This is a genomic window from Gordonia jinghuaiqii, from assembly GCF_014041935.1.
GTDB lineage: Bacteria > Actinomycetota > Actinomycetes > Mycobacteriales > Mycobacteriaceae > Gordonia > Gordonia jinghuaiqii.
Map to the genome: position 1 here is coordinate 1,924,703 of NZ_CP059491.1, position 18,012 is coordinate 1,942,714.

General features: G+C 69.1%; 21 protein-coding genes and 1 pseudogene. 10 read left to right on the plus strand and 12 right to left on the minus strand.

Features of this window, described 5'->3' with window-relative positions:
• Window positions 1-24: 24 nt before the first annotated feature.
• Together H1R19_RS08570 and H1R19_RS08575 are read right to left on the minus strand one after the other, a co-directional pair.
• Window positions 25-435, minus strand: coding sequence for a hypothetical protein (locus H1R19_RS08570; protein WP_219851206.1), 411 nt, complete (start codon window positions 433-435; stop codon window positions 25-27).
• Window positions 436-539: 104 nt separating this feature from the next.
• On the minus strand, window positions 540-905 hold the full coding sequence (locus tag H1R19_RS08575; protein ID WP_219851207.1) for a cytochrome P450: 366 nt from the start codon (window positions 903-905) through the stop codon (window positions 540-542).
• Window positions 906-982: 77 nt separating this feature from the next.
• Here H1R19_RS08575 and H1R19_RS08580 point away from each other — a divergent pair, with 77 nt between their 5' ends.
• The 3 genes and pseudogenes from H1R19_RS08580 (at window position 983) to H1R19_RS23400 (ending at window position 1,868) form a co-directional block, all read left to right on the plus strand.
• Complete coding sequence (locus H1R19_RS08580; RefSeq protein ID WP_219851208.1) at window positions 983-1,276, plus strand: hypothetical protein; 294 nt, start codon at window positions 983-985, stop codon at window positions 1,274-1,276.
• Between the two features lie 108 nt (window positions 1,277-1,384).
• A pseudogene (locus tag H1R19_RS23395) lies at window positions 1,385-1,450 on the plus strand (TetR/AcrR family transcriptional regulator); the annotation flags it as partial.
• A 181-nt stretch (window positions 1,451-1,631) separates the two neighbouring features.
• A complete protein-coding gene (locus H1R19_RS23400; protein ID WP_308258829.1) occupies window positions 1,632-1,868 on the plus strand; it encodes a hypothetical protein in 237 nt (78 codons plus the stop codon).
• A gap of 134 nt (window positions 1,869-2,002) precedes the next feature.
• On the opposite strand, the gene H1R19_RS08590 is transcribed toward H1R19_RS23400, so the two are convergent.
• The 4 genes from H1R19_RS08590 to sdhC are packed head-to-tail and all read right to left on the minus strand — an operon-like array spanning window position 2,003 to window position 5,432.
• Window positions 2,003-2,791, minus strand: coding sequence for a succinate dehydrogenase iron-sulfur subunit (locus H1R19_RS08590; RefSeq protein WP_188331578.1), 789 nt, complete (start codon window positions 2,789-2,791; stop codon window positions 2,003-2,005).
• A complete protein-coding gene (gene sdhA / locus H1R19_RS08595) occupies window positions 2,791-4,545 on the minus strand; it encodes a succinate dehydrogenase flavoprotein subunit (RefSeq protein WP_219851209.1) in 1,755 nt (584 codons plus the stop codon). Before sdhA ends, H1R19_RS08590 begins: the two co-directional genes overlap by 1 nt.
• Before the next feature lie 14 nt (window positions 4,546-4,559).
• On the minus strand, window positions 4,560-5,015 hold the full coding sequence (locus H1R19_RS08600; RefSeq protein WP_188331576.1) for a succinate dehydrogenase hydrophobic membrane anchor subunit: 456 nt from the start codon (window positions 5,013-5,015) through the stop codon (window positions 4,560-4,562).
• 12 nt (window positions 5,016-5,027) lie between these two features.
• Window positions 5,028-5,432, minus strand: coding sequence for a succinate dehydrogenase, cytochrome b556 subunit (sdhC, locus tag H1R19_RS08605; RefSeq protein ID WP_188331575.1), 405 nt, complete (start codon window positions 5,430-5,432; stop codon window positions 5,028-5,030).
• A gap of 225 nt (window positions 5,433-5,657) precedes the next feature.
• Here sdhC and H1R19_RS08610 point away from each other — a divergent pair, with 225 nt between their 5' ends.
• From H1R19_RS08610 to H1R19_RS08620, 3 genes are read left to right on the plus strand one after another with little or no spacing between them, the layout of a single operon-like run.
• A complete protein-coding gene (locus tag H1R19_RS08610; protein ID WP_188331574.1) occupies window positions 5,658-6,062 on the plus strand; it encodes a cytidine deaminase in 405 nt (134 codons plus the stop codon).
• Window positions 6,059-7,405, plus strand: coding sequence for a thymidine phosphorylase (locus tag H1R19_RS08615; protein ID WP_219851210.1), 1,347 nt, complete (start codon window positions 6,059-6,061; stop codon window positions 7,403-7,405). The genes H1R19_RS08610 and H1R19_RS08615 overlap by 4 nt, the downstream gene beginning before the upstream one ends.
• Window positions 7,402-8,532, plus strand: coding sequence for an adenosine deaminase (locus tag H1R19_RS08620; RefSeq protein ID WP_219851211.1), 1,131 nt, complete (start codon window positions 7,402-7,404; stop codon window positions 8,530-8,532). Before H1R19_RS08615 ends, H1R19_RS08620 begins: the two co-directional genes overlap by 4 nt.
• 78 nt (window positions 8,533-8,610) lie before the next feature.
• Here the strand turns inward: H1R19_RS08620 and H1R19_RS08625 are convergent, their stop codons facing one another.
• The 3 genes from H1R19_RS08625 to H1R19_RS08635 all read right to left on the minus strand — a co-directional run bounded on the left by H1R19_RS08625 (window position 8,611) and on the right by H1R19_RS08635 (window position 11,347).
• Window positions 8,611-9,897, minus strand: a complete 1,287-nt coding sequence (locus tag H1R19_RS08625; RefSeq protein ID WP_188331571.1) for a primosomal protein — start codon at window positions 9,895-9,897, stop codon at window positions 8,611-8,613.
• A gap of 113 nt (window positions 9,898-10,010) precedes the next feature.
• On the minus strand, window positions 10,011-10,988 hold the full coding sequence (locus tag H1R19_RS08630) for a C40 family peptidase (protein WP_219851212.1): 978 nt from the start codon (window positions 10,986-10,988) through the stop codon (window positions 10,011-10,013).
• The gene (locus H1R19_RS08635; protein ID WP_244970917.1) at window positions 10,988-11,347 is read right to left on the minus strand and encodes a type VII secretion target; all 360 of its coding nucleotides are present in this window, start codon (window positions 11,345-11,347) and stop codon (window positions 10,988-10,990) included. The genes H1R19_RS08630 and H1R19_RS08635 overlap by 1 nt, the downstream gene beginning before the upstream one ends.
• A 147-nt stretch (window positions 11,348-11,494) precedes the next feature.
• On the opposite strand from H1R19_RS08635, the gene upp reads away from it, so the two are divergent.
• Window positions 11,495-12,118 (plus strand): uracil phosphoribosyltransferase, encoded by a 624-nt coding sequence (upp, locus tag H1R19_RS08640; protein ID WP_219851563.1) that lies wholly within the window; start codon window positions 11,495-11,497, stop codon window positions 12,116-12,118.
• A gap of 10 nt (window positions 12,119-12,128) precedes the next feature.
• On the opposite strand, the gene H1R19_RS08645 is transcribed toward upp, so the two are convergent.
• Together H1R19_RS08645 and H1R19_RS08650 are read right to left on the minus strand one after the other, a co-directional pair.
• Window positions 12,129-12,830: a hypothetical protein gene (locus tag H1R19_RS08645; protein WP_219851214.1), complete on the minus strand. Its 702-nt coding sequence runs from the start codon at window positions 12,828-12,830 to the stop codon at window positions 12,129-12,131.
• 54 nt (window positions 12,831-12,884) lie between these two features.
• Entirely contained in the window at window positions 12,885-13,688 is an 804-nt protein-coding gene (locus tag H1R19_RS08650) for a purine-nucleoside phosphorylase (protein WP_219851215.1), read from the minus strand.
• A 95-nt stretch (window positions 13,689-13,783) separates the two neighbouring features.
• Here H1R19_RS08650 and H1R19_RS08655 point away from each other — a divergent pair, with 95 nt between their 5' ends.
• Together H1R19_RS08655 and H1R19_RS08660 are read left to right on the plus strand one after the other, a co-directional pair.
• Window positions 13,784-14,482: an enoyl-CoA hydratase/isomerase family protein gene (locus H1R19_RS08655; RefSeq protein WP_188331565.1), complete on the plus strand. Its 699-nt coding sequence runs from the start codon at window positions 13,784-13,786 to the stop codon at window positions 14,480-14,482.
• Window positions 14,482-15,687 (plus strand): amidohydrolase, encoded by a 1,206-nt coding sequence (locus tag H1R19_RS08660; protein ID WP_219851216.1) that lies wholly within the window; start codon window positions 14,482-14,484, stop codon window positions 15,685-15,687. Before H1R19_RS08655 ends, H1R19_RS08660 begins: the two co-directional genes overlap by 1 nt.
• Before the next feature lie 31 nt (window positions 15,688-15,718).
• Here H1R19_RS08660 and H1R19_RS08665 read toward each other — a convergent pair whose 3' ends face one another.
• The gene (locus tag H1R19_RS08665; RefSeq protein ID WP_188331563.1) at window positions 15,719-16,201 is read right to left on the minus strand and encodes a gamma-glutamylcyclotransferase family protein; all 483 of its coding nucleotides are present in this window, start codon (window positions 16,199-16,201) and stop codon (window positions 15,719-15,721) included.
• Between the two features lie 361 nt (window positions 16,202-16,562).
• On the opposite strand from H1R19_RS08665, the gene H1R19_RS08670 reads away from it, so the two are divergent.
• Entirely contained in the window at window positions 16,563-17,966 is a 1,404-nt protein-coding gene (locus H1R19_RS08670; RefSeq protein WP_188331562.1) for an NAD(P)H-quinone dehydrogenase, read from the plus strand.
• Window positions 17,967-18,012: the final 46 nt, after the last annotated feature.

Sequence of the window (18,012 nt, forward strand, 5' to 3'; positions counted from 1 at the left end):
CCGAAGCCGATATCCGTTCGCCGATCATGGGTTGCGCGGCCGGCACGAACTGGTTGCGTGGCGACCGCGCGCCGTGTGCTCGGCCACCACTGCCGAATTCACGCGGATCTCACAGCGGGCGAACCGTCCGCCCGACTGGAAGAGCGTGTCGAGGGGGACTCCCGGCGAACGTCTCGTGTACACCATCGACGCCGACCACCGCCTGGTCTCCGGATCCTGGTGTAGCAGTGGCACGTCGGTCTGTGTGCGGAGCCGGCCGTCCGCGTCGTACCAGGCGGCCGCGCTGTTGTGCTGGCGGTCGGAGATCAGGGTGATGGTGATGCGATCGCCGTCCGGCGCGTGCGGTGCGGCCCGGGCGGGGGCGAACACCGCCACGCCGAGGGTTGCGCTCACCACCGCGGTGAGCAGCAGTCGGAACAACAAGGTGCGGATCACAGGGAACTCCGTTCGGGAAGGCCGGTGCGGTTGGCGCTCGGTCCTTCTTCGACGCACCCCACGTCTCTTCGGTTCCGTACCCGCTTCGGCTGTGCGCAGGCCCGTCAGTTCGACACCGACACCGACACCGACACCGGTAGGGCTGTCAGTTTGCGGACGAGCAGGCCGTCGTCTCGTTGTGCTTCTGACACCTCCACCCGGAAACCCGTTGTCGCGCCGATGAGATGTTCGATGGCCAGACGGGCCTGGAGTCGGGCCAGCGCTGCGCCGACACACAGGTGCAGCCCTTTGCCGAAGCCGAGGTGTGGCCGTCGGGTGGTGGGGTCGAGGTCGACGCGGGCGGGATCGTCGAAGTGTGCGGGATCGCCCAGAAGACTCACGGTGGATTCGGCGCCGGCCGCTACGACTTGGAAGCGGATCATGACGGCCGCCGAGTGGTCGAGGCGCCCGTCGGCGACGCCGCGCGACATCGGCCAGGACGGTGCGGCCCGTCCCGTGGCCCTCACCGGTGTCGATCTCGCGCGTCAGGGCGCGGGACAGGTAGTCGGTGACCTCGCCGACGGCCGCGGGCGCGGTGGTGAGTTGCTCAGGTGTGATGATGCCGTCGATCAGTGCGTTGGTCTCGACGGCCCATCGGGTGAGGATCTCGACATCGGCAACGGGCAACCCGATGAGTTCGACCACGACGGACGTCGGAACACGTTGCGCGACAGCGGAGATCCAGTCGATCCGATCGTCGTTCACTCCCGCGTCCCAGGCGTCGGAGATCAGACGGCGGATGTGCGGTTCGGGAGCGCGGATCCTCGCGGGCGCCACCGACGGCATGACGAGTGTGCGGTGATCGCGGTGGCGTGCGCCGTCTGCGGTCGCCAGGACGTGTAGCGCGTCTCCGAGACCGGCGACCGGGAACTCCGACACCGAGCCGTCCTCGTGCCAGACCATCGTGGCCGTGGCGCTGATCGCCAAGAGTGGACTCGACGCCTTCGACATCGATGAACACACCCGCCGCGCGCACTGTTCACGCGCGACCGTCTACCGCCACGCGGGCGGCAAGGGTGCACTCGTGGAGGCGGTTCTCGCGTCCACGTCCGAACCGGTGCTCGGTGCCATCCGCGCGGCCACCACGGGTATGACGGGGCCGCAGCGAGCGCGGACCGCGATCGTGGCCGCGGCTGGCCGCGCTGCGCGCCGACCGGGTGATCCGGCAGTTCCTGCGTTCGGAGAACATCGTCACCGCGACACTGACCGTGCTCACCTCGCCCGCGGTGATCGCCGTCGCCGTCGAACTGATCGGCATCGACCCCGACGACACCGCCTCGGCACGATTCGCGATCCGCTCGGTGCTCGCCATGCTCCGGTGGCCGGCCGATCCCGCCGAGGAGGACGAACTCGTGGACGCGATCGTGGCCGGGGTGTTCCGACGCCCGGGCTGACGGGGTACGAAGCTGACAGGGTACGAAGCCGGCAGGGTACGAAGCCGGCCAGGTATGAAGCCGACGGGATACGAAGACGGCCCGCACCGGGTGGGTGCGGGCCGTCATCGGGCTGCAGAGAAAGTCTGGATTACTTAGCGCGAGAACATGAGTGCGCGCTTGACCTCGGAGATGGCCTGCGTCACCTGGATGCCACGCGGGCAGGCGTCGGTGCAGTTGAAGGTGGTGCGGCAACGCCACACACCGTCGACGTCGTTGAGGATGTCGAGACGCTCGACGGCGGCTTCGTCGCGGCTGTCGAAGATGAACCGGTGTGCGTTGACGATCGCGGCCGGACCGAAGTAGGAGCCCTCGGTCCAGAACACCGGGCAACTCGTCGTGCAGCAGGCACAGAGGATGCACTTGGTGGTGTCGTCGAAGCGTGCGCGGTCGGTCTGGCTCTGGATGCGCTCACGGGTCGGCTCGTTGCCCGAGGTGATCAGGAACGGCTTGATCGCGCGGTAGGCGTCGAAGAACGGCTCCATGTCGACCACGAGATCCTTCTCCACCGGCAGGCCGCGGATCGGCTCGATGGTGATGGTGATCTCCTTGGACTTGTCCTTGGGGAGCATGTCCTTCATGAGCAGCTTGCAGGCGAGACGGTTGACGCCGTTGATGCGCATGGCGTCCGAACCACAGACGCCGTGCGCGCAGCTGCGGCGGAAGGTCAGGCTGCCGTCGAGGTAGCCCTTCACGTACAGCAGCAGGTTGAGCAGGCGGTCGGTCGGCAGCGCCGGCACGCGGAAACTCTCGAAGCCCTGGGCGTCGGGGTTCTCCGGGTTGAACCGGAAGATCTTCAACGTGACCATGGTGGCCTCGTCGGGCACCGGGGGCAGCGGCGGCTCGTCGGAGGAGGGCGCGGGCTTGTCCAGAACAGATGTCATCAGTACTTACGCTCCATCGGCTCGTAGCGGGTTTCCACGACCGGCTTGTAGTCCAGCTCGATATCCGAGAGGAGATCGGTGCCCTTCTTGTAGGCCATGGTGTGTCGCTTGTAGTTGACGTCGTCGCGATCCGGGTAGTCCTCGCGGGCGTGGCCGCCGCGCGATTCCTTGCGGTTGAGAGCACCCACCACGGTGACCTCTGCCATCTCCAGCAGGAAGCCGAGTTCGATGGCCTCGAGCAGGTCGCTGTTGAAGCGCTTGCCCTTGTCGTGCACACGCACCTGCGCGTAGCGCTCCTTGAACCCGTGGATGTCGGCCAGCGCCTGCTTGAGGGTCTCCTCGGTGCGGAACACCGACGCGTTGGCGTCCATGGACGCCTGCAGCTCCGTGCGGATGTCGGCGACGCGTTCGTGTCCGTGCTCGCTGAGGAGCAGCTCCAGCCAGTCGTCGACCATCTCGGTCGGCGCCTCGGGCAGCTCGGCGAACTCGGCGGAGTTCGCGTACTCGGCGGCGGCGATACCCGCACGCCGGCCGAACACGTTGATGTCGAGCAGCGAGTTGGTGCCGAGGCGGTTGGCGCCGTGCACCGACACGCAGGCGCACTCGCCGGCCGCGTACAGGCCGTGGACGACCTCGTCGTTGTTGCGCAGCACCTGACCGTTGATGTTGGTCGGGATGCCGCCCATGACGTAGTGGCAGGTGGGGAACACCGGCACGTACTCGGTGACCGGGTCGACGCCGAGGTAGGTGCGCGCGAACTCGGTGATGTCGGGGAGCTTCTCGTTGAGAACGTCCTCGCCGAGGTGGGTCACGTCGATGTAGACGTAGTCCTTGTTGGGTCCGGCGCCGCGTCCCTCGAGTACCTCGAGCACCATCGACCGGGCCACGATGTCGCGGGGCGCGAGGTCCTTGATGGTGGGGGCGTAGCGCTCCATGAAGCGCTCGCCGTCGGCGTTGCGCAGGATGCCGCCCTCACCGCGCACGGCCTCCGAGATGAGGATGCCCAGGCCGGCCAGGCCGGTCGGATGGAACTGGTGGAATTCCATGTCCTCGAGGGGCAGGCCCTTGCGGAAGATGATGCCCATGCCGTCGCCGGTCAGGGTGTGCGCGTTCGAGGTGGTCTTGTACATGCGGCCCGAGCCGCCGGTCGCGAAGACGATCGACTTGGCGTGGAAGACGTGGATCTCACCGGTGGCGAGCTCGTAGGCGACGACGCCGGTGGCGACCTGCTCGCCGTCCTCGTTCTCGGTGAGGCAGATGTCCAGGGCGTAGAACTCGTTGAAGAACTCGACGTCGTGCTTGACGCAGTTCTGGTACAGCGTCTGCAGGATCATGTGACCGGTGCGGTCGGCGGCGTAGCACGCGCGGCGCACGGGCGACTTGCCGTGATCACGGGTGTGGCCACCGAAACGACGCTGATCGATCTTGCCCTCGGGGGTGCGGTTGAACGGCAGCCCCATCTTCTCCAGATCGAGCACCGCGTCGATGGCCTCTTTGGCCATGATCTCGACGGCGTCCTGGTCGGCGAGGTAATCGCCGCCCTTGACGGTGTCGAAGGTGTGCCACTCCCAGTTGTCCTCTTCGACGTTGGCCAGCGCGGCGCACATGCCGCCCTGAGCCGCGCCGGTGTGGCTGCGAGTGGGGTAGAGCTTGGTCAGTACCGCGGTGCGGGCTCGCGGGGCGGCTTCGATCGCCGCGCGCATACCGGCGCCGCCGGCGCCCACGATGACGACGTCATAGCGGTGTTCCTGCATGTTTCAGGTCTCCTTTAGCCGACGCTGTTGACGTCGAAGGTGAGGATCGCGTACGTGCCGAGCACGAGCACGAGGATCATCGACACGCCCAGCAGCACGTTCAGCCAGAAGCGGGTCGAGTCCTTGCGGGAGTAGTCGGCGATCACGGTGCGTACGCCGTTGCCACCGTGTAGCTGGGCCAGCCACAGCATGGTCAGGTCCCAGATCTGCCAGAACGGCGAGCTCCAGCGAGCGGCGACGAACGAGGAGTCGATGCGGTGCACGCCGCCGTCCCACGCCAGCATGATGAACAGGTGGCCGATGGTCAGGACGACGAGCAGCAGACCCGAGAACCGCATGAACAACCATGCGTTCTTCTCGAAGTTGCCGCCCTTGGGCTTGCGGGGCGAGCGGGGGTTGTCCAGGCTCGCGGGACGGTCGTGTTCCTTGCCGAGGGTCTTGGCGACACCCATGGCTTCCGAGGTGGTCATCTCTGGTGTCTCCTACAGGTGGCTGATCATGATCTGCAGCAGGCGGACCGTGCCGGCGGCAAAGACGACGACGAACAGGGTCATGGCCACCCACAGCATCTGGCGCTGGTACTTGGGTCCCTTGGACCAGAAGTCCACCAGGATCAGCCGCACGCCGTTGAAGGCGTGGAACAGGACGCAGGCGACCAGCGCGATCTCCATGAGGCCGATGATCGGCGTCTTGTAGGTCTCGATGATCGCGTCGTACTGGTTCGGGTCGACGCGGATGACCGCGGTGTCCAGTACGTGTACGAAAAGGAAGAAGAAAATGGTGACGCCTGTGATGCGGTGCAGAACCCAGGACCACATTCCGGGGTCGCCGCGGTACAGAGAACGTCGACGCACCGGGTCAGGTGCGACTTCGGTCGAGGTGCTCATCGGGAAAGTGGCCTCCAACATCGTCGATGGACGCGTCGAATCGGCATGCTCCGACTCGACCATGGACCCATGGAAAAAGACTCTAAACCCAAGCCCATTGCGGTGGTAAATTGCCCGAACCGATTTGAGCGACAAGGCATTACGACTTAGGTTTGCCTTACCCAAGGTTTAGTGGCGGTGACATCCATCTTACTCGCTGGTAGGCATCTGTGACGGGAGAGCGACGTGGTTTCTGATGGTCAATGGAAAGAGTTGCGGGACAGCGCAATCGGTATGATTCCGCGAGCGTATGCGCCCTACTCGGGCTACCCCGTCGGCGCCGCGGGTCTCACACCCGACGGGCGTGTCGTGACCGGTTGCAATGTGGAGAATGTCTCATACGGACTCGGCATCTGCGCCGAGGTCGCGCTGATCGCACAGCTGGTCTCCGGCGGTGAGAGGACTCTGGACGCGGTCAGCGTGAGCGACGCCCGCGGCGCCGTCCTCATGCCCTGCGGCCGGTGCAGGCAGGTCCTGCTCGAGCACGGCGGGCCCGAGCTGCTCGTCGACCACCCGGACGGGCCCCGCAGGCTGGGGGAGCTGTTGCCCGACGCGTTCGGCCCCGACGATCTCGCCGCGGTGCGTTCATGAGCGCCGACCCCGGTGGACGTGATGCCGACGAGGCCATCCACGCCGTCTCGGTGATCGCCACCAAGCGGGACGGGCACCGGCTCGCCGACGCCCAGATCGCCTGGATGGTCGACGGGTACACCCGGGGCGAGGTCGCCCCGGAGCAGATGTCGGCACTGTTGATGGCCATCTGTCTGCGCGGGATGGACCGCCGGGAGATCGCGTCGTGGACGCGGGCGATGATCGACAGCGGCCGGCGTATGGATCTCTCCGGGCTGCGGCGCGACGGCAGGCCGCTGACGACTGTCGACAAACACTCCACCGGGGGCGTCGGCGACAAGATCACGCTGCCGCTGACACCGCTGGTGGCGTCGTTCGGGGTCGCGGTGCCGCAGCTGTCCGGCCGCGGGCTCGGGCACACCGGCGGGACCCTGGACAAGCTCGAGTCCATTCCGGGCTGGTGCGCGCAGGTCGGCAGCGAGGAGATGATCGATCAGCTCGAACGGGTCGGCGCGGTCATCTGCGCCGCGGGTGACGACCTGGCCCCCGCCGACCGCAAGCTCTACGCACTGCGTGACGTCACCGGCACCGTCGAATCCATCCCGCTGCTCGCCAGCTCGATCATGAGCAAGAAGATCGCCGAGGGCACCAGCGCGCTCGTGCTCGACGTGAAGACCGGCTCGGGTGCATTCCTGCCCGATGAGGACGACGCCCGCGAACTGGCCTCGACGATGGTCGAACTGGGCCTCGAGGCCGGCGTGGACACCCGTGCGGTGATCACCGACATGAGCACGCCCCTGGGGCTGGCCGTCGGGAACGCCGTGGAGGTCGCCGAGGCGGTGGAGGTGCTCGCCGGCGGTGGTCCCGCCGACGTCGTCGAACTGACCCTGGCGCTGGCACGCGAGATGCTCGACGCGGCCGGATTCCCCGACGCCGATCCGGCGGCGAACCTCGCCAACGGCGCGGCGATGGATTCCTGGCGCGCGATGATCGCCGCGCAGGGCGGGGATCCCGACGCGCAGCTGCCCGCGGCCCGGCACCGGGACGAGTTCACCGCCGACCGCAGCGGCGTCGTCGTCGCCATGGACGCCCGTGCGGTCGGCGACGCGGCATGGCGGCTGGGCGGAGGCCGGTCACGACCCGGCGAATCGGTGTCGGCCGAGGCCGGGGTGAGCATCCACGCCAAACCGGGCGACCGGGTGCGCGCCGGGCAGCCGCTGTTCACACTGCACAGCCGGGACGAGGCGCGGCTCCCGGGTGCGCGGGCCGCCCTGGTGGATGCGGTGACGATCGCAGAACATGCCGGCGATCCCGGCGCGGGCGGACGGCCGCTCATCATCGACCACGTTAGGTTCACACCATGACGACGCTGACCCCGGCGAACATCTCCCTCGCCCCCAAGGTGCTCCTGCACGATCACCTCGACGGCGGGCTGCGACCCGCCACGGTGCTCGAACTCGCCCAGGAGGTTGGCTACGACGCACTGCCCGCCGGCCCGGACGGTACACAGATCTCGGACGCCCCCGCGTTGGCCCGGTGGTTCCGCGATGCCGCCGACAGCGGCTCCCTGGAGCGCTACCTCGAGACGTTCTCCCACACCGTCGCCGTGATGCAGACCGTCGGCGCGCTCGAACGGGTGGCCCGCGAGTGCGTGGAGGACCTCGCCGACGACGGGGTCGTCTACGCCGAGGTCCGGTATGCGCCTGAGCAGCACCTGGAAAGCGGCCTGGACCTCGACGAGGTGGTGGAGGCGGTCCTGCGCGGCTTCGCCGAGGGCGAGCAGATCGCGGCCGACCGCGGCAAGCGGATCACCGTCCGGTGCCTGGTCACCGCGATGCGGCACGCGGCGCGCTCGCGCGAGATCGCCGAACTCGCGGTGCGATACCGCGACCGCGGCGTCGTGGGCTTCGACATCGCCGGTGCCGAGGCCGGTCATCCCCCCACGCGGCACCTCGATGCCTTCGAGTACATGCGGGCCAACTGCGCGCCGTTCACCATTCACGCCGGTGAGGCATTCGGCCTTCCGTCGATCCACGAGGCGATCGGCTTCTGCGGTACCGACCGGCTGGGCCACGGGGTGCGGGTCTTCGACGACATCGAGCTGCCCGACGGGGTCGATCTCGCGGCCCACTCCTTCGACGGCGCGCGGCTCGGTCAGGTCGCGAACATCGTGCGGGACAAGCGCATTCCGCTCGAGCTGTGTCCGAGCTCGAATGTGCAGACCGGGGCGGTCCCCTCGCTGGAGGAGCATCCGTTCAACGTTCTCGCACGGCTACGGTTCCGCGTCACGGTGAACACCGACAACCGGCTCATGTCCGGCACCACGATGAGCAGGGAGTTCGCCCTGCTCGCCGACCGGTTCGGCTACGGCTGGGCCGATTTCGAGCGGTTCACGGTCAACGCCATGAAGTCGGCATTCATCCACTTCGACGAGCGGCTCGCGTTCATCGACGACGTGATCAAGCCCGGATACGCGGTGCTCGTCGGCTGAAGGCCTCGACGGAGGGCCACCCACTGCAGCCACTGCAAGGGCCCCGACCGCGGCCGCGGCCGCGCGGGACCCTCTGGGTCAGCCCTTCTTGACCAGCCGGCTCTCGAAGTCGTGCTCCAGCGCGCGCCATGCCTCGGCCTCGTTGTCGAACGGGCCGCTCGGGGCCATCCGCTTGGGATCGGGGTTGACGGTGTAGTCGACGAACCAGCCCAGGGGGGTGGTCGTGCCGAGGGCCTCGCTCACCGTGTCGTCACCGGCGTAGTCGGCGGCGTCGGTGAACAGTTCGACGGCGAGGTCGAGCTGGTCGCGGTCCATGCGGCGGGGGCCGTCGGCGATGTCGTCGGCGAGACCGGGCAGGACGTAGACGTTGTCGTCGATGACGTCGAACTCGAGCGAACCGTCGGTGGCCTCGGTGCGGACCTGCTCGAAGGTGGACAGGTCCCTCAGGTCGTGGGCGTTGTCGTCGGCGAGGAAGCGGGACAGCGAGCGCGCCGAGGTGAACACGAAGATCTTGCCGTTGTCGCCGAGGAAGACCGGGTCGTCGCCGAGGTAGCAGCGCAACGTCAGGTACTCGCCCACGCCGGTGACGATCTTGATCGGGTCGATGCCGACGGACGCCCAGAAATCATCGTCGTCGTAATCGTCGAGATCGTCTTCGTCGTCGTCCGACTCGTCTTCGTCGTCGTCCTCGGTGCTCTCGTCGGTGTCGGCGCCGACGATCTCGAGGTCGTCGTCCTCGGTCGGCTCGTCCTCGTCCTCGGCCGAGGCGGCGGCCTCGAGTTCGGCCTCGGCGGTCTCGACGGCCTTCGCGTCGACCTCGGGGGTGGTGATGACCTCGTCGATCGCGTCGAGGACGTCGTCCCAGTGCTTGGCGATGAGGCGGCCGATGCGCACCCAGAGGTCGGTGCCGTCGCGCCCGTCGAAGTTGCGGGTCCCGGTGGTGACCGCGCCGAGGATCGGATTGCCGTTGAAGAACTTGGTGATCGGGGTCAGTTCGCAGACCTCGCCCAGGATGCGCACGATCTCGAGGGCGTCCTCGAGTTCGGCGATGACCTCGGCGGTGGGGTCTTCTGCCGCGAGCTCCGGGACACCGACGAGGTCGTAGGTGTGGCGCTCGTCGGGGACCAGTTCGTCGGCCTGCAGACCGACGACCGTCGACCATGCTGGATGCTCGACGAGGTCGTTGTCGTCGTTGTTGCGGATGAACGCCGCGAGCTCGGCGACCCCGGGCAGGACGTAGAGATCCTCGTCGAGTCCGAGGAACGCCTCCCACTCGTCGTCACCCTCGCGCCAGCGGGGCGCCCAGAGGGTGAAGCTGTTTCCGTCGGTGAGTCCGAGCTCAATCGGGACGATGTCTCCGGCCATGGGGACACAGCCTAGCGATTGGTGCCCGTGAATCCAGTAGTGCCCCCACAGACGTCGGGTGGTGGGCCGGCGACGGCTCGGTGAACCGCCTCGGCGCAGGCGGCGCACGGTTGTCACCGGGGGCGGAAGAAACCTTCGAAGACCTGATCGAGATTGGTCGTCCGGACCGGCGAGACACCGACCGGATTGCCTGCCTCGATCATCTGACCGTTGCCGATGTACATCGCCACGTGGCCCGACCAGACCGCGAGATCGCCGGGCTGCAGTTGCGCCTGCGACACCCGGGTCCCCGCGGTGTCCTGTTCCTGCGCGAGGCGCGGGAGTTCGAGCCCGGCCTGGCGGTACGACCACTGGGTGAAGCCGCTGCAGTCGAATCCGTTCGGGGTGGTGCCGCCCCACACGTAGGGGACCCCGCGCTGGCTCAACGCGGCGCGCACCGCCTTTGCCGCTCGCTCATCGGGTGCGTAGGCGACCGAACCGTCGGGGAGTGTGATCGGGACCCCGCCGGCCACCGGCGTCGTGGACAGGCCGCCTCCGGTGCCCGGTGCGCCCGGTGCGCCCGGTAAGCCCGTCGTGATCGTCGCGGGGGCGATGCGTCGGGTCAGGGCGGCCATGGCGTCGGTGTCCGACCGCAGATCGGCGCGGGTGCGGGCGACGATCTCCATGCCCCGGCCGATGTGGTCGACGGCCACCGGCAGGATCGTCAGGAGGCCCGCCGGGGTGAACAGCCCGCCGGCCAGGCCCCGGGCGCGCCGCTCGAACGAATCCACCAGTCCGCTCAGCTGGATCGCGGCGGTGTGGACCGTGCGTCCCGCGCCCTCCACCAGACGCCCGAACTCGTCGCCGCCGTCGGCCAGCCCGGCCATGTTCCGCTGCATCGAGGCCGCCGCACCTCCCGCGGCGGCCGCCCCCGCTCCCTCCCAGCGGGCGAGTGCGGTGTCGGTGGCCTGCGCGGACCGTCGACGTGCCGCATCGACGGCGGCCGAGGCCCGGCCGATCTGCTCCGCGGGATTGCCCGGTGCCAGGACCCCGGTCCCGAGCGCGGCGACGAGCACCCGTAGCGGCTCGATGAGAATCTCGACGGCGATCATCACAGGGTGAGTTCCCGTTCGGCGGCCGTCCGGTCGGTGGCGGCGTAGAGGGTGGCGGCGTCGTCGGCGCGCACCGCGAGCTGCTGCTGCGCCGCCGCCGCGGTGTCGAGGCATCGGCGGTGGATCTCGAGGAACTCGACGACGGCGGCGAGGAACTCGGCGCCGATCATCCCGAACGTGATCCCGAGGTCGATGAGGGCGGCCTGGTCGGCGTGGGCGGTCCCGCCGAGGAGTTGACCGCCGAGGAGTTGACCGCCCGACCGGTGCGCGTCGGAGAAATGCTGCATGGCAACCGGTTCGACGGAGAGTCGGTGCGGTGTCGCACGATCGGGTGGCGGTGCGACGGACGGGGTGGACATGGGGTGGCGGCTCATGGGACTCAGACGCGGGGGAGACCGCGCCGGTTCCATCTCGTCGCCGGCGACGGGGATGGTAGGCGATGACGGAGAAGACGACGAGTCGGCCAACCCGCACGCGTGTCCCGCCCAGGAAATAGGGTGGTCGTCATGGATTGCCTGATCGTCGATCACCCCCTCGCAGCCGCGCGCCTGACCACCATGCGCGACGAGAAGACCGGCAACGCCGGGTTTCGTGCCGCATTGTCGGATCTCACCCAGATGCTGATCTACGAGGCGCTGGCCGACGCCCCGAGCGTCGAGGTGACGATCAACACGCCGATGAGGGCACACACCGGGTCGCGCCTGGCCACACCGCCCCTGCTCGTGCCGGTGCTGCGTGCGGGACTCGGGATGGTCGAGCAGGCGCATGCGATGGTCCCCGAGGCGCACGTCGGGTTCGTGGGGATCGCCCGCGACGAGGAGACGGCACAGCCGGTGCCGTATCTGGAATCGCTTCCCGAGGATCTGTCAGGACTGCCTGTCTTCGTTCTCGACCCGATGCTCGCGACCGGTGGTTCGATGTTGCACACCATCGAGCTGCTGGTGGCGCGCAACGCGACCGACATCACCGCCGTGTGCGTCGTCGCCGCTCCTGAAGGTGTTGCGGCACTGGAGAAGTCGGGTCACCCGTGTCGCCTCGTGGTGGCCGCGGTCGACGAGGGGCTCGACGAGGTCAACTACATCGTGCCGGGTCTCGGCGATGCCGGGGACAGGCAGTTCGGGCCGCGCTAGCCGGGAAGGCTCAGCCGGGTAGCGACCAGTAGGCCAGCATCGGCTCCTCGCCGATCACCGAACCGCCGTCGACGATGGTGAGGCTCGCCGGCGAGACGATGTAGCGGACCGCCCCGTTGCGCGCCTCGAAGGTGTCACCGGTACGGGTGGGGAACTGCACCTCGATGCCGCCCTCGGGTGCCAGGCCCTTGTAGTACCAGCGTCCCGTCGCGGAGCCGACCTGACAGATGACGACGCGCGACCGGGACGTCTGCCCGATCGCGATCGCCGGGTCGTCGGCGGCGTTGCACCGCGGCCCGGAGGTGAACCCCTGCCAGTCGGCGCCCGCCACGGTCGGGGTCGGGCGGCTGGTCGGCGTCGTGGCCGGTGTGAGGTTCGTCGTGGGGGTCGGCGCCGGCGATTGCGTGACCGTGCTCGTGAACGTCGACGCCGTGGACTGCGAACCGGCCGCGGTGTCCTGATCGGCCGAGTCCTCGTCGGAGGGGATCAGGAGCAGCGCGGCGAGCACCCCGACCACCACGAGCAGAATCCCGGCACCGATGGCGACCAGTACGGCCGGCGACGACCACGGAGAGCGCGGCGGACCCGGTGGATGGCCGCCCGGCGGATAGCTGCCCGATGCGAAACCGCCCTGCTCGTATCCCCCCTGCTCGTATCCCCCCTGCTCGTATCCCCTGGGGTAGCCGCCGGGCCCGCTGGGTGGGTAGGTCATCCTCGCTCCTTCGGGTTCGGCCGGTGTGGCCGGTTCGCAACGACGCGGACGGGCCTAGAGTTCGCCGACGATCCGGGCCAGCAACTCGCCCATGCGGGCCGCCGAACTCCGGCCCACCTCGAGGACCTCGGTGTGGCTGAGGTGCTCACCGGTCATGCCGGCGGCCAGGTTGGTGACCAGGGACATCCCCAGGACCTCGAGCCCGGCGGCGCGGGCCGCGATGGTCTCGTGCACCGTCGACATCCCGACCAGGTCGGCGCCGAGGGTCCGCAGCATCCGGATCTCCGCGGGTGTCTCGTAGTGGGGGCCGGGCAGGCCGGCGTAGACGCCTTCGGTGAAGGACGGGGCGGTCCGGCGCGCCAGCTCACGCAGACGGGGGGAGTAGGCGTCGACGAGATCGACGAAATCCGCACCCACGAGCGGGGAACGTGCCGTCAGATTGAGGTGATCGGAGATCAGCACCGGCTGACCGACCGACAAGTCCTCGCGCAACCCGCCCGCGGCGTTGGTCAGCACCACCGTGTGGACCCCGGCAGCCGCAGCAGTCCGAACCGGGTGGACCACCCGTGCGAGGTCGTGTCCCTCATAAGCGTGAATACGGCCGAGCATCAACAGGATTCGGCGGTCGCCGATGCGCACCGAATGGATGACACCGCCGTGGCCGGCCGCCTTCGGCGGGGTGAAACCCGGGATCGACGCCATCGGCAGTGAGCGGATGGGTGTCCCGAACGCCTCGGCGGCCGGCGCCCACCCGGAGCCGAGGATGACGGCCACATCGTGTGCCGCAGCATCGGTCTCGGCGGCGATCGTGGCCGCGGCGACGATGGCCGCGGCGTCGGCGTCGGCTGTGGGATCCATGCACCAACCCTAAACCGTGACCCTCCGCGACCGTGACCCTCCGAGACTGCGGCCGCGCGCGCCGGGACCGCGCGCTCAGGCGATAAGGTCGGCGCATGCCATTTCTCAACGAGACCGGGGAGGTCGTGGAACTCCACCTCGGAGCCCCCGATGATCAGACCGGCGAAGCGAACCCCGAGAACCGCTTCCGGCTGGACTGGCTCGACGAGGTGGAGCGGCTGCTCGACGAGGTCGGCTCCGATCCGAAGCGCCCGCTGGTGCTCACCGCCGGCGGCAAGTTCTTCTCCAACGGACTCGACACCGATCACATCTTCGCCGCCCCCGAGAAGCTGCCGGCCTACCTCGACCGGGTTCACATGCTCTTCTCGAAGGTCCTCACCCTCCCGGTCCCGACGGTGGCCGCCGTCAACGGGCACGCCTTCGGTGCGGGCGCAATGCTCGCCCTCTGCGCCGATCAGGTGCTGATGCGCACCGAGCGCGGGTTCTGGTCGCTGCCCGAGGCGGCGCTCAACATGCCGTTCACCCGCGGTATGGCCACGCTCCTGCGGACCCGACTGAACGACCGGGCCGTCACCGAGGCGATGTACAGCAGCCGACGCTACGGGGCCGCCGACGCGGTCGCCGCCGGCATCGTCGACGAGGCGGTCGACGCCGAACAACTCACCGCCCGAGCGGCTGCGCTCGCGGCCGCGCGCACGGCCACCGTCGGTCCCAACCTCGCACTCATCAAGCGCGGACTGCGCGGCCCGCTGCTCGACGACCTCGCGCTGCCGACTCCTCCCGGGGTGTTCTGATGACGGTCGTGGGTGCCGGCCCGGCAGCGGCCGCCAACCCGATCGACACGTGGCTCGCCGCCCACGGGCCGGATCTCATCGCGTGGCGCCGCGACATCCACGCCCACCCCGAGGTCTCCCGGCAGGAGGTTCGCACCACCGAGCTGGTGCTGAGTGAACTGGCCTCCGTCGGACTCACCCCGCGGCGACTGCCGCTCGGCACCGGCGTGGTCTGCGATCTCGGGCCGGACGGCGGGCCCCGCATCGGCCTGCGCGCCGATATGGACGCGCTGCCCGTCACCGAACACACCGGCCTGCCCTTCACCTCGACGGTCGAGGGCGCGTCGCACTCGTGCGGCCACGACGCGCACACCGCCATCCTGATCGGCGTGGCCAAGCTGCTCGCGGCCGCCGAACCGCTTCCGGTGGGAGTCCGACTCATCTTCCAGGCCGCCGAAGAGGTCATGCCCGGCGGTGCCCTCGACGCCATCGAGGCGGGGGTCACGAGCGGGCTCGGCCGCATCTTCGCGCTGCACTGCGACCCACGCCTGCCGGTCGGCACCGTCGGCCTGCGTTCCGGTCCGCTGACCTCGGCGGCCGACCACATCGACCTGCAGCTCCACTCCGCCGGCGGACACACCTCCCGCCCCCATCTGACCGGTGACCTGATCTATGCGATGGGCACCGTGATCACCGGCCTGCCCGGGGTCCTGTCCCGGCGCGTCGACCCGCGATCGGGCACGGTCATGGTGTGGGGAGCGGCCAACGCGGGCAGCGCCGCCAACGCGATCCCCCAGGAGGGGCGGATGCGGGGCACGGTCCGCACCGGGGACCACGGCACCTGGGCAGAGCTCGAACCCCTCGTGCGCAGCGTCGTCGGCGAACTCCTCGCCCCGCTCGGCGTGCGCTATGACCTGTCGTACTTCCGCGGGGTGCCACCGGTGGTCAACGACGAGATCGCCGTGGAGATGCTCGAACGTGCGGTCGCCGCGATCGGCCCCAACGCGGTCGCCGACACCCCGCAGTCACCCGGCGGGGAGGACTTCTCCTGGTACCTCGAACAGGTTCCGGGCGCGATGGCGAGACTCGGGGTGTGGGACGGATTCGGCCCGCACGTCGACCTGCACGCACCCAACTTCGACCTCGACGAACGTGCCCTCGCGATCGGTGTGCGCACTCTCGCCGGCGTCGTCCTCGACGCACGCAGCGCCGCAGGCCTGGCCTGACCGGGCTCTGGGGTTCGACGGCCCCCGGGCTCTAGGGTTCGACGGCCCCCGGGCCGGGACCGACGTTGCGCGACTCGCGCAACCGGAGGTCCTGCACGTACTCGGCCGGTGCGCCGGCGATCTCCGCGGCCTCGGCCATGACGCCGAGATAACGCGCCGAGGGCAGTCCGCCCTCGAAGGCGTCGAGGACGTACAGCCACGCCAGGACCGGACCGTCGGCGGTGTCGACGCGTGCGCGGATCTTGCGGTGGATACCGAGTTCGGAACCCTCCCACCGGTCGAGGAGGTCCTCGTCTTCGGTGGTGACGTCGTAGAGGACGACGAAGACGCGCGCATCCGGGTTGTCGCGGTCCTCGGTGACCGTGGCCAGGGAACCTTCCCATCCGATGTCGCCGCCGCCGAAGGTCAGCCGCCATCCGCGGAGCCATCCGGTTCCTGCCATGGGCGAATGGGGCGCGCGCTCGGCCATCTGCTCGGGATGCATGTTTGATCCGTAGGCGGCATAAATCGGCACGGATGGAGCCTAGATGGTCCACGGCCACTGCGGTAGCCGACACCGCCCCCGCGCGCCGCAGCTGTGACCGAGCGGCGCGTCCCGGCCAGATGTGATCTGAGTTATGCGCGACGCGCCGCGTCGGAGGAGATGCAGCGCCCGAGTTCACACGGCCGCGCAGTACGCGACTAGTTTGGTAGGCGGCGAGAACACCTGTTGATCGGCTCGCCAGGCCCGAGCGACGCATCACCCCGCGAGACCTCCAGGCGCCGTCGGACATCGCCCGGTCCGGCACCAACGAGTTCAAGACGACAACACGCAGCCGGCGCACGGCGTCCCCACGAAGGACGCGGCGGACCCGGCGACAGGACAGGAGTGGACAGTGACCAGGATCGTCATCATCGGCGGCGGACCAGCCGGATACGAGGCGGCACTCGCCGCGGCCGCGTACGGCGCCGACATCACGGTGATCGATTCGGACGGGATCGGCGGCGCCTGCGTGCTGTGGGACTGCGTGCCGTCGAAGACGTTCATCGCCTCCACCGGAGTCCGCACCGAGGTCCGTCGCGCCGTCGACCTCGGCATCAACATCAAGACCGACGACGCCATGGTCACGTTGCCGCAGATCCATCAGCGCGTCCGCGACCTCGCCTTCGCGCAGTCCGCCGACATCCGCTCACGGCTCATCAGCGAGGGCGTCAAGCTGGTCTCCGGCACCGCGACCCTCGACGAGGCGCAGCGCGGCGAATCGACCCATGGCGTCATCGCGACCCTGCCCGACGGCACCACCGAACGCTACGACGCCGACGTGGTGCTGCTCGCGACCGGCGCCTCGCCGCGCATCCTGCCCGACGCCCAGCCCGACGGGGAACGCATCCTGACCTGGCGTCAGCTCTACGACCTCGACGAACTGCCCGAACACCTCGTCGTCATCGGTTCGGGTGTGACCGGCGCCGAATTCGTGCACGCCTACACCGAACTCGGTGTGAAGGTGACGCTGGTGTCGAGCCGCGACCGCGTGCTCCCGCACGAGGACGAGGACGCCGCGCTGGTGCTCGAGGACGCTCTGGCCGAACGTGGCGTCGAGCTCGTCAAGCACGCCCGCGCCGACAAGGTCGAGCGATCAGGTGATTCGGTCACCGCATATCTGGCCGACGGATCCACCGTCACCGGCAGTCACGTCCTGATGACCGTCGGCTCGGTCCCCAACACCACCGACCTCGGGCTCGAGCGTGCCGGGGTGGCGATCGGCAAGGGCGGCTACATCGAGGTCGACCGTGTCTCGCGCACGTCGGTGGCAGGTATCTACGCGGCCGGGGACTGCACCGGCCTGTTCCCGCTCGCATCGGTGGCGGCCATGCAGGGCCGCATCGCCATGTACCACGCACTCGGCGAGGGCGTCAGCCCGATCAAGCTGAAAACCGTTGCGTCGGCGATCTTCACGCGCCCGGAGATCGCGACCGTCGGGGTGTCGCAGAACGCGATCGACGCCGGCGAATACCCGGCGCGCACGGTGATGCTGCCCCTCGCGACCAACCCGCGCGCCAAGATGAGCGGACTGCGCCGCGGCTTCGTGAAGATCTTCTGCCGCCCCGCCACCGGTGTGGTGATCGGCGGAGTGGTGGTGGCGCCCACCGCTTCCGAGCTCATCCTCCCCATCGCGCTCGCGGTGCAGAACAAGCTGACCGTCGGCGATCTGGCGCAGACGCTGTCGGTGTATCCGTCGCTGTCGGGATCGATCACCGAGGCCGCGCGTCAGCTGGTCCGCCACGACGACCTGGACTGACCGCAGACGGCGTCTGTGCACAGGGCCGACTCGGCGACCGCCGATC